Source organism: Pseudoalteromonas sp., assembly GCF_036960685.1.
Taxonomy (GTDB): domain Bacteria; phylum Pseudomonadota; class Gammaproteobacteria; order Enterobacterales; family Alteromonadaceae; genus Pseudoalteromonas.
The window spans coordinates 38267-53280 of record NZ_JBALXK010000029.1 but is presented as its reverse complement, the minus strand read 5'-3'; the positions used below and the strand labels follow the sequence as shown (position 1 = coordinate 53280).

Below are 15014 nucleotides of genomic sequence, written 5' to 3'. Positions count from 1 at the left end.
TCGCTAGGGCTGCGCATATTACGCTTTCCTATTTTTTTGTCAACACTTAATTTTAAACTTTCTAAAAAATCTAAACTTAAGTTTTACTCGACTTACTAAGTAGCTCGTGCCCCGCTATGCGTCGCGCCTGCCGTCTCAGTGGGGTCGCATTATAGGGAGTTCCAAAAACAGATCAACACTTTTTTTCGATCTTTTAATCGTTCGCTCAAAAAGCATGCAAAACCACCTAAAAAACACATTAAACACCCTTTTTACTCACTTTTTTTGCTGTAAATTAAATAATTTCACACAAATAACATTGCTATGTTCATTTATCGCGTTAAGATAGCAAGTTCACAATGTTAAATTAATGTTTATTTCCTGTTTATTGGTAGATCAAAATGAAATTACCCGATCAAAAATCTCTTATCTCTTCAGTTATCCTTGCTGTTATTGGTTTCGTTATAGTTAACTTTGCACTTTCAAGCCTACAATTAAGTCCTGCACTATTATTTGCTGCTGGTTTATTAATTGGTGGTGTGGTTGTTGCTGCAATGTCATCTGGCGATGTAGAAGAAGCCGAAGTAAAAACAAAAACACTTTATGTTGGCAATCTTCCTTATCGTGCAAATGAAGGTGTAGTACGCACTTTATTTGAAGAACAAGGCAAAGTATTTAATGTTCGTTTATTAAAGGATAAAAATACTGGCAAACGTCGTGGCTTTGGTTTTGTTGAAATGGCAGAACTAGATGCAGATAACGCGATTGCTAAACTAAACGATAGCGAGTTCCAACAACGTACGTTGAAGGTTCGTGAAGCAAAACAAAAACAAGATGATGAATCTAACTCTTTTCGTTCTGAGTCAGATCAATCAGCGTAACTAGCTCCACCGGTTGCTTATCGATACAAATAGAAGCCGTTGCATAATAGTGCAGCGGCTTTTTTTTGCCTGTAAAACTGACTTTTTGCCCGGCTAATAATGTCACTACTCTGTTTGCTATCGCAGCACCTGAGTCCAACAAAACTACCGTTTTGTTAAAATAGCTATTTATACCATCCGCTAGAATGGGAAAGTGTGTGCATCCCAATACCAGCACATCAACACTTGGATGAATAGCGAGCTCATTAAGTTCTGCTGCTAATCTTTTTTGGTCTAGCTGTTTATTTATAACTGTTTGCTCAGCAATGCTGACCAGTTCCACACTTGCATAGAGGTGCACCGTAACACCTGCTGCGTATTCGTTTATTAGTTGCTTTGTATAGCTACTTTGTATCGTTGCTGGGGTTGCGAGTAATGCAATATGCTTTGTTTGCGTTACTAAGGTGGCAGGCTTTATTGCTGGTACAACACCAACAATGGGAATATCGGTTAATTTCCTAACTGCTGACAGAGCTGCTGTTGAAGCGGTATTACAGGCGATCACTATGATATCAACCGCTAATTGATTAACTGCGATAAACTCAAGCAAAGCACTAAGACGGTTAATGATGGTTTGTTGACTTTGCTTACCATAGGGTAAGTAGGCATTATCCATAAAATAACTAAATTGCGCTTCTGGGAGCGCGCGTTGAATATGCTCAAGTACTGTGGTGCCACCAAGGCCTGAGTCAAAAACTAAAATATGTGCAGACAAACTACTCGCCTCGTATTACTTTAAGCGAAGCAGTTTGCCATGCAGTTAAACAGAAATAAAGTTTACGCTTCGCTTTCTGACGCGGCTGAGCGTAGCTTATTCATTTGCTCAAACATCGATTTAGTATATTCAACCAACTTGCCAATCTCTTCTTTATCTTGATTCAGCCATTGTAAGATACCTGCAAGCTCATTTTGTAAACCTAGATCACCCGCTTTATTGAATGCTTCCTTCAAGTCATCGTTAAATGGCGCAATCTGTTCGGCAACTTTTTTCTCTGGCGCAGGTTTATTCTCTTCATAACCTTTTATAGCGGCGAAGGTTTTGGTTTGCCTTAAGTCCATTGAAAATGCCACCAGCTGTTCATTACCAAGATTTAGCTCTTGTGCTTGCTCAAACGCCTGTTCAAATGACCCTGAGAAGAAGGTTTGGCTCACACCTTGTAAGTCTTCCATTAGCTCATTAATAGCCTGCTGTTCATCCTCGTTCAAATCACCATTGACCGACATACTAAATGATAACTGGCGCGATTGTGATGATTCACTGGCATAACCTTCATTTTGGCCATTACGTTGATAGCTACTAGCAGATTGCTGTTTAAAGGCATCGGCAAAGCTAATCGTCACTTCATCACCCTCTGCAGTGGTAAAGTTATATTCTGCGTTATTACTTAAACTTAGATACTGTGCTTGGCTCACACTCACAGACTCAGGTTTTGGGTTAAATAAGTTTTCTTCAAATTCATCAAGGCCACTAAAAATACCTGCTTTTGATTTTTCGATGCCTTCTTCTATTTCGTCATTTAAAACCCCAGTGCCTTTGAGCTCTTCATAAGCATCATCGATACCTATTTGCACACCTTTACGAGCATCGCCTAACATGCCTTTGAGTTTTTCATCATCGGCACCATTAGCTTGAGCTTTTTTTACTGCACCAGTTACAAACTCCAGTACATTTTTGACGATTTCGTCAAAATCAAATAGCGGCTTGTCCTTTTTCTCTTCAGCAATAGGTAAACCCAAAGCTTGTGCCATTTTATCACCTAATACTTTTGCGGCTAACTCCCTACCACGTTGCTGGTAACTATCTTGGGGAGACTGTATTGTAGGTTGCTGTAATGCACCTTTGTTACTGTATTTATTAACATTGTTATTTGGAACAAAGCCAAAGTTACCAATTTTCATGATCCGACTCCTATAGTTGCATTCTTTAGTATCGGCCTAAAAATAAATAACTGAAGCGAAATGTACAAAAAAACAGCACCTTTCATTACGCAAAACTAGACAAATACTCCCTGCCCCCTACAATAGCGCCGATAAATAGCTTAAAGATAGAAGGTAGTGGGCATAATGGCAGTTATTAAGATCGATACATCAATATACGATGCGCAATTAAGCGAAAAAGAGCAGCGTATTATTGCGCAATTCCAACGATTTGGGGTTGAGCAATTAGAAGTATTTGGCTCAGAGCCTATTCACTACCGTCAACGCGCTGAGTTTAGAGTGTGGCATGATGGGGATGATTTATTCCATATTATGTTTGACCAAGCTACCAAAGAAAAAATTCGTGTAGATACCTTCGATCCAGCAGCACCGCTGATTGGCGAAGTTATGCAAGCGATGATCGAAAATTTAAAGGGTTGTGAGATATTACGCCGCAAGTTATTTCAAATAGATTACTTATCAAGTCTCAGTGGTGAAATTCTTGTAAGCTTGCTTTACCACAAACCATTAGATGATGAATGGCTAACAGCCATTAAAGCGTTAAAAGTGGCGCTGAGTGAACGCTTTAAAATTGATTTTATTGGTCGTGCCCGCAAACAAAAAGAAGTGTTGGGTGATGACTATGTTACCGAACGTCTAACCGTTAATGGCCAAGAGCTTATTTATCAACAAGTAGAAAATAGCTTCACCCAGCCTAATGCCAAAGTAAATATTAAGATGCTAGAGTGGGCCCAGGATTTATGTAAGCCATTAAAAAATGATTTGCTTGAGCTGTATTGTGGCAATGGTAATTTTTCGATTGCATTGGCAGGCTCGTTTAATCGTGTGTTAGCTACAGAGATCTCAAAGTCATCAGTGCACTCTGCACAGTATAATATTGCCAAAAACAAGGTGACTAACTTAGATATTATTCGCATGTCTAGTGAGGAGTTCACTCAAGCGATGAATGGCGAGCGCACGTTTTCACGCTTAGAGGGTATTGATTTAACAAGCTACGACTGCCAAACCATTCTAGTTGACCCGCCACGGGCTGGCATGGATACACTCACTTGTGATTTAGTCGCTAACTATGAAAGCATTATTTATATTTCATGTAACCCAGATACTCTCGAGCGAGACTTAGAGCATTTAACCCGTACTCATGAAGTTAAGCGCTTCGCAATTTTTGACCAATTCCCTTACACCCATCACATAGAATCTGGGGTGTTTTTACAACGCAAGTAACTTAACTTAGCTATTGTGCTTATTTAGCACAATAGCTGTTGTTCATCCATGACCGCTTAATTTCCTCAAACCGACTATCCTTATCAAGGATTAAACACACCAGTGGTAATTGCTGAGACTGTTTTGCAATTTTTAGTATCTCTACAAATTTATAACCATGGCGTAGTGCTAGAAGCAAATGCTTAAAAAAATACGCTTTATATTGCGGTTGTAAATTTGACCAGTGCTGAAGCATGATTTCTACCACTGCTTTGTGTACATCAAAATCATAGGGGCCAACCTCCTCAGCACGAGAAATATAGTTGATTACTTGCTCATCCACACCTTCTAAATATGCTTGAACCCGCGCAAGTTCAATCCAACTTTTAGGCCACGCTTTACGGTTGTTAATAGAATCAAGCAATAGCTCTCTAGCTGTTACCAACTCAGATTTAGGTAACCAATGCTGGCTAATACCTAGGGTAATTATATTCGCTTTGATATGTAAGTAATGTGGCTGCGTTGGGTCTTGCTCTACAGCACGACCAATAGACAATAGCATTGACTGGTAATCACTTTCTTTAAATGCCGCGGGATTCTGCTGCCAGTTTTGCAGGCTATATAATGAAGAAAAGTACCAAGCATTAGCCGTTGCTTTTTGTAAGCTCCAATAAGCAACAGTCACAGCCCCCAAAATTAAAGCTACGCACTGTAATAAGTAAACCGCACTACGCTTGTTTATCATACTGACTAAACAGTGATTGCGTTAAGCGCTTAGGATTACTATAAAAAAGCTCATGGGCGTATGCTAAATCACTGAAACGACAAATACGCTCGTGGGCTAACGTCAGCATTGGTGGCCGGCGTTTAACACTATGCATATCAGACGCTACATAATCAGCTAAGCGATGCGCTAGAATATATTCACTCAGTTGTTGTGCTTGAACACCAAAATGACCTATAACGCTCGCTGCTGTCAGTTGTAATTCGCAACCTAATTTCTTTAACTGTGTTAAGTAAGCCACATTTTTTTGAATATCACGATTGCGCTCTGGGTGTGGAATTACAGGTACTATATTTTGCTTTACTAACCAGCGAATAAAATTTTCAAAACCAACTGGCATGTGCGAATGGGGTAACTCTAACAACACATAATTAACGCCATTTATCTGTCCTATAAATGGTAGCTTTTGTTGTTTGACGAGTGGCATAATTTCCAAATCGAGTCGCACTTCAGCTGCGACGGCCAACTTTATATTTATATCCGCTTTCGCAACAATGCTGCGAAAAATATCAAACTGTTGTTTAATCAGCTCAGCACTATTATCAAAACGGCCAAAATGCATATGTGGCGTTGCTACAAGATGTGTAATTCCATCTTCTTGCGCTAATCGTAATAATGCTAAAGATTCGGATATATCCTTAGCACCATCATCAATTTCAGGGAGAATATGACTGTGAATATCTATCATGCCACTTTTTTCGGATCCGACACAGTATTGTGCCCGTAATCGTAATAATCATAATAGCCTTGATAACTACCATCATGATCTTTAGTCACATCAACTTGATTTAGTACTACGCCGGCAATATTCGCTTTAACTTCAAATAACCGGTCTAAACCACCTTTAATTGCTTTGATCCGTGTACTGTCTGATTTAACAACATAAACAACGGCATCTGCCAGTTGTGCAATCACTAATGGATCACTCACAGCTTGTGTTGGCGGCGTATCTATAACAATGTAATCAAACTGGTTTTTTAATGAATTAATTAGCTTAGTAAACCGCTCTGATGCCAGCAGTTCCAGTGGATTACTTGGCACTGGTCCACTGGGCATTATCATAAAGCTTGCTTCTTTATCCATAAAAATACACTCATCAAGTTTTTCAGTGCCTATGATTAAGTTTGATAAACCCGGATGATAAGCTGGGATATCAAAACGTCTGCAAATGCTTGGTTTTCTTAAATCAGCATCAATCAATAATACCTTGCCCAGCTGACCAAGCGACATTGCAAGGTTAGCTGAGGTGGTCGTTTTCCCCTCACCTGGCACTGTCGAAGTAACCGCTATAACATGATGGTTACGCTCCATTTGTGTCAATATCAAACCGGTACGAAATGTTCGCACTGCCTCTGCAAAGTTTTTATAACCATCCTGTAGGTAGGCATGGATAGGTAAATTTGCTTTTTTAGGTAAGCGCACCAAAGGCAGTAATCCTAGCATACGATGCATTAAGCGATTTTCGATATCAGCTTTACTCTTTATCGTATCGTTTAAAGAGTCGAAAATTAATGCCATTATCATTGCAAAACCAAGACTTGCTACAAATGTAAGTAGTACAATCACTTTTTTATTTGGTTTACTTGGGTTAAGTGGAGCAAAAGCACGATCAGTGAAGCGTGCTGCGGCCGAGCTAAAATCACTTGTTACTTCAGTTTCTTTCGAGCGAGATAAAAAACTATTAAAGATAGTTCGGTTAGTATCCACCTCTCTTTTCAGCTGGTTATAGTCCGTTTCTTTACGAGAAATATCTTGATAACGCGCTCTTACATCTGCGACATCTTGTTCAAGTGCTTTAACTGTACGAATAGAGCGATTCAATTCTTTTTCAATCCCCGCAACCAGTCCCATTATCTGCTCGTGCAAGTTTTTGGTAACCGTTGCCAACTCTGCTTTAGCTGAAATGATTTTTGGGTGCTTCGGCCCGTATACTTCCCCAAGTTCACTCACCTTACGCTGTGCAAAAACCATCTCTCGTTTTACATCTTGAATAACACGATGAGATGTAATTTCAGGCATACTACCTAAACGCTCAATGTTTTCTTTTCCATATTCAGCAATCACTCGGTTAATACTATTTAGATTGTTTTTCTCGTTGCGGGCCACGACTAACTGTTGTGAGGTTTGTTCAAGCTCTTGATTGATAAGACCAGAAACCCCTTCAATATCGATCAACTCTTGTGATTCACGGTATTCTTGTAAACGCGCTTCAGAGTCATCAAGCTGAATACGTAACTCTGATAACCTCACATTTAACCAATCAGATGCCTTTTTAGTAATTCCCATTTTTGCACGCATATTACTGTCGATATACACTTCGCCAACAGTGTTTGCTACTAAGGCAGCAAGCTCAGGATCACTCGATTCGAACGTAATATGGACAAGCTGAGTTTTACGGATCGGATTAACTGTCAAGCGTGATTGAAAAGCCGCTACCAACCCCAGCATTTTCTTTTGTTGCTGTACATCTGTAGCACTTGAATCAGGTTCTTTTTGAGGTAAAAATGGCAGTAACCCTTTCAGGTAATTTTTAAATTCGGCGCTTAGTGAAGGTTTGGAAATAAAATCAGGATGCTCTGCTAAATTAAGTTTTTCAATAACCTCACGCGCAATGCTATTAGATTTAAGCACTTCAAATTGAGTTAGGTAATACTCTTTCCGTGAGGAGTCTAAGCCATACACTTCCTCGATACCAATTGCTTTGGTCTGTGAAGATTCAATTAACAGCGTTGCTGTAGCAAGGTATTTTGGGGTCAAAGTCATTGCAATCATACTGACAGCAATGGAAACAATTAAGGCAAATCCAAAAATAGACCATTTTTTTTGTTTAATAACACGCAGATATGCTCCAAAATCAATAATATGATCTTGTGACCCTGCTGCCTCACTGCTTTTTCTCATATGTTCCATATACTTATAATCCTAAAATAAACGCTGATCAATTTTAATGGTATCACCAGCATTTACATCGGTATTTAAACCAGCTAAAGCTTCCTGGCTTTTAGACTTTTCTTGTGACAAGTAAATTTTACTCTCAGAAGCTCGTTCGGTCATTCCCCCAGCAAGTGCCACAGCTTGACTGACGGTCATGCCTGGTTGATAAGGGTATGCACCGGGTTTTTTTACTTCGCCATGAATATAAAATGGACGATATTCAATGACCTGAGCGTAAACATTAGGCGCTACTAAATAACCATTTTTCAAACCTACACTGATTAAGTTTTCTACTTGCTTAACAGTTAAACCAACCAGTTTAACCTCTCCCAAAAAGGGGTAATTAACTAAGCCACTATTACCTAATAATGCTTCAACTTCTAAATCTGGCTGTCCAAAGACGCGAATATTAACCTTATCGCCAACTCCTAGTTCATAGCGCTCAGCATCACTTGCGATCACTATGTCACTAAATAACATTAGTATTAGTGCTAACACAAAATAACGGCTGCGCATTATCACCTCTGTAAACCTAACGTTAGTGTTATACCGACAACCCCTTTATCGTATTCATAAATAGGGCGAGACGAGTTTTTATCATTATGTTCATAATAAAGGCTAAAGACACCCATCGAACTTTTATAATCGAGTGATGCATGGATAGTATTGGTCTGCTCATGACGAGTCACACCAATGTATTTATCTTGTACGTGGTTAAAAGACAGATGAGTGCGCAGTCGCTCTTGCCATTCATGCGACCACTTAACGCCATAAAGTGTGGCTTGCACGTAATCACCTTCAACCAACGGATCTTCAGCTGCTTGGGATGTTACCAACTCAATTTTCGTGTAACTCAATGGCTTCCATGTAACGCCAGCCAGCCAACTTAGACCCGTAAAGTTCTCTCGTAACGACGAATCAAAATCTTTCTTCTGATAACCAAGCTTTATCTTGCCTGAGGTTAAAGCTGATGCTTGCCATTGCATACCTAACATGGCACGGTAATCTGATGAATCTCGATCAGTTGTACCTGTTCTCAATTGATCGTACTCGATATTTTCTGAATTTAATTCAATAAACACGTCCGTTCCAGCTTGAGTATTATAAAATCCTGTTACGCTAAAGCGGGTTTTTTCTAAGTCTCGGAACTGTGAAATCGCACGAAAGTTTTTATAACGCTTATCATAAAAACGAGCACCTAAAGCAACGCGCGCAGCAGAGCTTGTGGCTCCATACTCATATGTACCTGACAAAGTAGAATCAATGTATTCAACTGGCTCGGAAATTAAAGCTCCAGTACCTTCACTCAACCCGGTACCACGTGGCTCTGTTTTACCATCAAGAGCAACGGATAGATCAAGCCGTTGCTTGCTAGAAAACTCATTGTGGGATGAAAGCTTAACGTTATAATCCAAAAAATTATCAGCGGAGTCTAGTCGGTAGTAACCACTCTCAAGGCCTAAATCTAAGGTGTATTGATTGACACCGTCATCCAAAAGGGTTTGCAACTTTGGAGTGACTCTCAAAAACTCGCTGTTTTGCTCGTTTTCCGGTTGATAATAGAGGTTATCATCATAACCAAGTCCTATACTAAGCGATGGCTTTAATTCAATACCTCCATCGGTAATGTAACTTCCAGGTTCAAAATTAGCACTCGCAGTCGTACTAAGTAATAACGTAGATGAGAGCAGAATAACTCTGTTCAAGTCCATTTTAATAAGCATTTTTATTCACAAACCCTTTGAATATAGTTAAAAAAATAATTTTTATATCAAACCATAATGACCAATGCTTTATATATTGCAGATCATGCTCAACACGCTTACTCATTTTCTCTAGCGTATCTGTTTCACCTCGCCAACCATTAATTTGCGCCCACCCAGTGATCCCCGGTTTAGCTTTATGACGCAACATATAAAACTCAACTTTTTTACGGTATTCCTCGTTGTGAGAAACTGCATGCGGCCTAGGCCCAACAATCGACATATCCCCCCACAACACATTAAAAAATTGCGGTAGTTCATCTAAACTTGTACGACGCAAAAAACTACCAAATGGGGTTATTCGGCTATCATGCTTTTTAGCTTGAGTGACAACTTGGCTATTTTCCATCACCTTCATAGAACGAAATTTCCAGACTTTTATTTTTTGCCCAGCAAGCCCATATCTATCCTGCATAAAGATTGCGGGACCTTTAGAGGTAAGTTTTACACCAATAAAAATAGCAAGTAATAAAGGGGAAATTAACGCCAGAATAACAATACTAAGAACAATATCTTCAGTACGTTTTATCCATTCTTTAGCGCCTAAATAAGGGGATTCAAATACACTTAAAGTATCAACGGCACCAATATGCTCGATACGCGCATGAATTAAATTAGATAATAAAAAATCAGGAATAAAGTGCACATCAACGGTGGTATCACCTAATTGCAGCAAAATATCTGCAATCCGCTTTTCTGCTTTCATTGGCAGAGCAATAAATAGCACTTCAATTTCACCGTGACGCGCCTTGTTGACTGCGGTATCAATCTCATCAGCTACACTTTTATGTAATTGCGTAAACACTCGGTCAGGACTACGGTCATCATAAAAACCTACAAAATCATAGCCTAACTCGGCATGTTTAATGATCTCTTGATATAAATATGCTCCGCTTTCTGTAGCGCCAACGATAGCGACCTTTCTCGCACCAACACCCAATTTACGTTTATGCCGTTTATACAACATCACAGCTAGCCGCCAGCTATATAGCATCAAGAAGCTAAATCCGAGCCACAACAATAAACTTACGCGTGACAACGATTCTGTGAACTTGAATAAAAATGCAATTGCAAACAATGCCATAAATGCAAGAGCCAGGGCAGCCCAAGCGCATAACACCATGTGTCTAAACTTTCCCGCACGCCAAGAGCGATAAGCAGCTAAAGCTTCTGTACTGTAAAGGTAAGTTGTAATAACGACTAACAAAGAAATAACGTAATAAGGCGAAAATACAACGCCATAGATAAATATTGCTAACTGCAAAGATAAGCACAAAGAAGCAATATCGAGTAGGCGATATAAACTCGCACTCGACGAACCTGAATCTTTAAACGTCCTTGAAGAATTCATTTTACATGTCCCTGTAGAATTAAATTATTGCAATCGCAAAAAACTTAAAAAATCACAATAAGCAAGACTATATTACTAGTAAAACAGTATCAATATTTATTATGTTTAAAGCTAAGCAAACAATTTTATTCATCAAAAAAAACCAAGGAACATATATAAACATTTGTTTATAAACAAACTAAAAAAGCAAAGCAACCAATCGCTAGCTATTTATTATAAAAGTAAATTTTATCTTTTAACTCTATACAAATAAAATACACGTTATAATTTTTAGAAAAACATTTAGCTAAATAAAAAATTAAACTTATCAAAGCCAAAAAGCCAACTTAATTGGCAGAACAATTAATGTCATTCGTAGATTAAATAGGAGGAATAATAGAGAAAAAAGCTTAAATTAGCTTCACCATGTATTAAGTGGGTTATTATATTTAAATATATATTTCAGGTTAGATAAAATAACTTAAAAGAAGCGAGGGTTCTGGAAGAATTACTTGGGGCAGAAAAACAGGCCCCAAACCTCAGCTAAACTACTTTATTTCAAAACTCAGGATTGTTGTCAGCAATATCTGCATTCATTTTCTCAAAGTCTGCAAACTTGTTACCTACACGAATACGATCATAATACATAATTCGAGATTCAACAGGGTCATCTTCTTGCCAGTTCCAACGATACAATCCGAATTTAGCATACGTTTTATGATCCAATGAGTCCGCAGCATAACCAACTGCACCAGAGTAATTTATAACAAGATCCTCACCTTTCCATAATTTAAGAAAGCCAACATCAGCATCTCCACTGTATTTAATATGCAGCACCCAATCGCTCCACAGGCCAAAATCAGCACTATAATCCCCAATGTCTAACACCAATTTTTCATGATCAAGGTTTGGACTTGGCACTTCATTACTGCCCGCTATCGTTATTCTATAGTGCCCCTTGATCGTTTGTAGTGATATTGGAGTGGTAACATAGCGGTTCCAATTTCCATCCGCAGGAGACGTATGCACTTGAAAGAAAGATTCAGGATATGAGCTGTAAACATAGTCGCTATTTAAAAGAGTTGAAAAGGCATACCATCGCTCTATTTCCTTACCTCTTTCCAATGGCGCTAATAACTCAGCACGCTTTGCGCCATATACATCAACATCACTTTTTCGAATAGTAACTTTCGCGCCGTAATTCCCCTCTCTCGCTTGAGTAGCCCATTTCAAATTAGATGAATGAGCCCTTTCATACTTATAATATGGATTGATTTCCCAATCGAGAGACCAAATTATTTCATCATGTTGCTCACTAAAGTAACCATTGTTCAAACTTGCGGCTGTTAACTGAAAAGGAATAATGATGGCGGCACATACTGCGATTTTCTGAACGTATAACTTATACATGGAGTTCCCCTTATTAAACATAACAATAAGAAGAAAAGCATAATTGAGCGTTGCTCAACTATGGAAGTCATCCGACCATAACTTGATGTCTTAGGCGATCACTTTGCGTCCTTGGGTTTCCCCAAGCTTGCCCTTTCTCATAGTAAGACTAATAACAAAACATCAATGCATCAAGTTAAAAGCAACAATAAAGAATTAAAACATATAAAGTAAACTAACACTTATTCCCTAAATCTTCGTTACTAGGAAGATTCAGGAGCCGAGCTTTTCTTTCAATAATAACCAGGCAAACTTTGAGTTTGTGACTAGGTATCTTTTCCACATACGTCTAGGTTCTTGCAGCACCCTATAAAACCACTCAAGTCCCGAGTTTTGCATCCACAAGGGAGCTCTATTTACTTTGCCAGCTACAACATCAAATGTACCGCCAACCCCCATCACAAAATCAACACCTAATTTGTCTTGCCATTTATTTATAAAGTTTTCTTTTTTAGGGGAAGTAATTGCAACAAATAACAATTTAGCACCAGATTGCGCAATTTTATTAACCAGTGCTTCTTCGTCATCCCAAAAGTAACCATCATTAAAGCCAGCGATATTCAAATTTGGGTAGAGCTCATACGATTTTGCTACCGTTTTTTTAACAACGTCATCCGTTGCGCCAAGTAAAAAGATAGGAAAATTATTACGCTCACTCATAGCGAGTAGATTATGAAATAAATCAACGCCGGCAACTCGTTGTGGTACTCGATGCCCCAAGAGTCTTGCACCCCAGACAACTCCCATACCATCAATGTTGATAACATCACAAGATTTTACAGATTCAGCTAATTGTGGATCTTTTTGCATATTAACAAGCTTGGCAACATTAACTACAACATGCTGTAAAAACCCGCCAGCTGACACTCTTTGCTCAATGTAAGAGACCGTTTCTTCCATGGTTGCGACATCCATTGGCGAGCCTAAAAATTCAATGCGTTTCATAACTTCCCTATTTAATTATTTTGATATCGAGTGCTTTAAACGATATCTGGTTACGTGTGGGGATTTTTGAATGGCGATATAAGCCTATTTTTAAATAATGCTGAAAATCATTAAGCATATTTGCACCCGTAAAGAAAAACCGTGTTTCATCATTGAGTGCAACCGTTAATTTACCATCCTGCTTGTTTGACCATAAAAATCTAAATTGAAAGCGGTGCCATTGCCCTTTTGATAATGGTACCCACTCTCGATGTACCCCCCCATAATCAATACCGATGCCAAAGACCCCCTGCTGAGATTCAGTAAATAATGACACCGGAGGGCTATTACCGGGAAAGTTTTGCCACGTTTCACCTCTTTCAGGGTTCGGCTGATCGTGCCATTGTGCAAATAAACTCCAGCGATTTTTTTTATCATTTTGAAAGTCATCTGGAACTTTCATCTCAAAACTATAACTTACTGTCTGCCCCAGCTGGTAAGGGTAATCAATAGACAATTCAGAGCGAATGCCTGAATGGAGTCGAGCTTGGTTTGGGCTAATTTTAAAAGTGATACTATGTTCAGTATACGTGGCTGTTTCATTAGCTACCGCTTCTAAAAACATATACTTATATAAATGTTCAGCACTCAACGATTTCGCTAATTGTGCGGTAAACTCTTTGTCGTCAACCGGGCTTGATTGTGCACAACAGGTAAAGCTAAGCGTTATTAACCCTGTTATGGCGAGCCGCCTAACTACTTTTTGCAGTTGCATAAACTGACTCCCACAACGGAAGAATAACTTTAGATGTAAAGCGCGCCTGATACACTTCATTAGCACTTTTCACCACGGTGTTTAACTCTGTTGGTTTAGCCAAAACGTAGGCTAGTTTTTCGCGTATTTGTGCAACATTTCCTGGCTCAACTAAATACCCTGTTTGCTGATCAATAATAACCTCGGGAATAGCGCCAACAGGCGTGGTAATAATAGGAATACCGCAGGCCATCGACTCTATGATGGTCATTGGTAAACCTTCATTAAAAGTGGGTAAAATCATCACACTACAAGAGCTCAACAAAGCCTTCTTTTGCTCTGTATTAACCCAGCCATGAAAAGTGATTTTATCTTCTAACTTAAGTGCTGAGACTAAATCGGCAACTTTTTTATTTTCACCACTGCCGCATAAGTGTAAATGAAAATTAACCTCTAGTTCAGAGCAAGCCTGTAGCAGTTCATAAATACCTTTACGATTAATAAACGCACCAAGAAATAATATTTGGTTGCTCTCACGCGGTAAATCTAATTGGCACACATCCACATAATTATTGATAACTCGCGCTTTACGCCCAGAAATACTTTCTATGTAGTCACTCCACCCTTGAGATAAAACCACAAACTCATCTGCATGTTTGATTAGCCATAGAATGAGCTTTTTAGTTAATTTGGAACGAGAGCCAAAATAAACCCTAAACTCCGAACCATGTAAATGGATAATGCTGTAGTGATTAAAAAGCTTTGCAGTAACAGTGAATACCAACTTACGCCAAAAGCTGCCTTTATAAGACATATGACAGTGCACGATTAGATCGCGACGCGTTAATGCCAGCCAGCTAAATTTAAAAAAAGCGGCGATAAACAAGTATAAATCTTGCCACTTATTGACGCCTAAATGACTGGTGATTCGAGTATGTATTTTATTATCAAATAGGCCATTTTCTACATAGCCATTGATCACTGAATCAATACCACCGGGCGCGCTTGTTGCAATGGTTACAATGTGAGTTTTCAT

Annotated in this window: 14 protein-coding genes and 1 riboswitch; of the genes, 2 read left to right on the top strand and 12 right to left on the bottom strand. The window is 39.0% G+C overall.

Annotated features, from left to right (window positions below):
• The first annotated feature begins 380 nt into the window (after positions 1 to 380).
• Entirely contained in the window at positions 381 to 860 is a 480-nt protein-coding gene (locus V7783_RS18710; RefSeq protein ID WP_064668535.1) for an RNA recognition motif domain-containing protein, read from the top strand.
• Here the strand turns inward: V7783_RS18710 and murI are convergent.
• Together murI and V7783_RS18700 are read right to left on the bottom strand one after the other, a co-directional pair.
• A complete protein-coding gene (gene murI / locus V7783_RS18705; RefSeq protein ID WP_335680011.1) occupies positions 823 to 1614 on the bottom strand; it encodes a glutamate racemase in 792 nt (263 codons plus the stop codon). The two genes, V7783_RS18710 and murI, sit on opposite strands and share 38 nt — an antisense overlap.
• 62 nt (positions 1615 to 1676) lie before the next feature.
• Entirely contained in the window at positions 1677 to 2798 is a 1122-nt protein-coding gene (locus V7783_RS18700) for a DUF5610 domain-containing protein (RefSeq protein ID WP_335680010.1), read from the bottom strand.
• A gap of 165 nt (positions 2799 to 2963) precedes the next feature.
• On the opposite strand from V7783_RS18700, the gene trmA reads away from it, so the two are divergent.
• Positions 2964 to 4061: a tRNA (uridine(54)-C5)-methyltransferase TrmA gene (trmA, locus tag V7783_RS18695; RefSeq protein ID WP_335680009.1), complete on the top strand. Its 1098-nt coding sequence runs from the start codon at positions 2964 to 2966 to the stop codon at positions 4059 to 4061.
• A gap of 19 nt (positions 4062 to 4080) precedes the next feature.
• Here trmA and V7783_RS18690 read toward each other — a convergent pair whose 3' ends face one another.
• The 10 genes from V7783_RS18690 to V7783_RS18645 all read right to left on the bottom strand — a co-directional run bounded on the left by V7783_RS18690 (position 4081) and on the right by V7783_RS18645 (position 15014).
• Positions 4081 to 4785 carry a VpsP family polysaccharide biosynthesis protein gene (locus V7783_RS18690; protein WP_335680008.1) on the bottom strand — a complete coding sequence of 235 codons (705 nt, stop codon included), beginning with the start codon at positions 4783 to 4785 and terminating at the stop codon, positions 4081 to 4083.
• On the bottom strand, positions 4769 to 5512 hold the full coding sequence (locus V7783_RS18685) for a tyrosine-protein phosphatase (RefSeq protein ID WP_335680007.1): 744 nt from the start codon (positions 5510 to 5512) through the stop codon (positions 4769 to 4771). The genes V7783_RS18690 and V7783_RS18685 overlap by 17 nt, the downstream gene beginning before the upstream one ends.
• A complete protein-coding gene (locus V7783_RS18680; RefSeq protein WP_335680012.1) occupies positions 5509 to 7725 on the bottom strand; it encodes a GumC family protein in 2217 nt (738 codons plus the stop codon). The genes V7783_RS18685 and V7783_RS18680 overlap by 4 nt, the downstream gene beginning before the upstream one ends.
• A gap of 21 nt (positions 7726 to 7746) precedes the next feature.
• Positions 7747 to 8274, bottom strand: a complete 528-nt coding sequence (locus V7783_RS18675) for a polysaccharide biosynthesis/export family protein (RefSeq protein WP_335680006.1) — start codon at positions 8272 to 8274, stop codon at positions 7747 to 7749.
• A gap of 2 nt (positions 8275 to 8276) precedes the next feature.
• Entirely contained in the window at positions 8277 to 9470 is a 1194-nt protein-coding gene (locus V7783_RS18670) for an outer membrane beta-barrel protein (RefSeq protein ID WP_335680005.1), read from the bottom strand.
• 1 nt (position 9471) lies between these two features.
• The gene (locus V7783_RS18665) at positions 9472 to 10872 is read right to left on the bottom strand and encodes an undecaprenyl-phosphate glucose phosphotransferase (RefSeq protein ID WP_335680004.1); all 1401 of its coding nucleotides are present in this window, start codon (positions 10870 to 10872) and stop codon (positions 9472 to 9474) included.
• A gap of 537 nt (positions 10873 to 11409) precedes the next feature.
• Entirely contained in the window at positions 11410 to 12261 is an 852-nt protein-coding gene (locus tag V7783_RS18660; RefSeq protein WP_335680003.1) for a polysaccharide lyase, read from the bottom strand.
• Between the two features lie 59 nt (positions 12262 to 12320).
• Positions 12321 to 12403, bottom strand: a riboswitch (cyclic di-GMP riboswitch).
• A gap of 110 nt (positions 12404 to 12513) precedes the next feature.
• Positions 12514 to 13245 carry a WecB/TagA/CpsF family glycosyltransferase gene (locus tag V7783_RS18655; RefSeq protein WP_335680002.1) on the bottom strand — a complete coding sequence of 244 codons (732 nt, stop codon included), beginning with the start codon at positions 13243 to 13245 and terminating at the stop codon, positions 12514 to 12516.
• 7 nt (positions 13246 to 13252) lie between these two features.
• A complete protein-coding gene (locus V7783_RS18650) occupies positions 13253 to 13999 on the bottom strand; it encodes a heparin lyase I family protein (RefSeq protein ID WP_335680001.1) in 747 nt (248 codons plus the stop codon).
• A complete protein-coding gene (locus tag V7783_RS18645; protein WP_335680000.1) occupies positions 13977 to 15014 on the bottom strand; it encodes a glycosyltransferase family 4 protein in 1038 nt (345 codons plus the stop codon). The genes V7783_RS18650 and V7783_RS18645 overlap by 23 nt, the downstream gene beginning before the upstream one ends.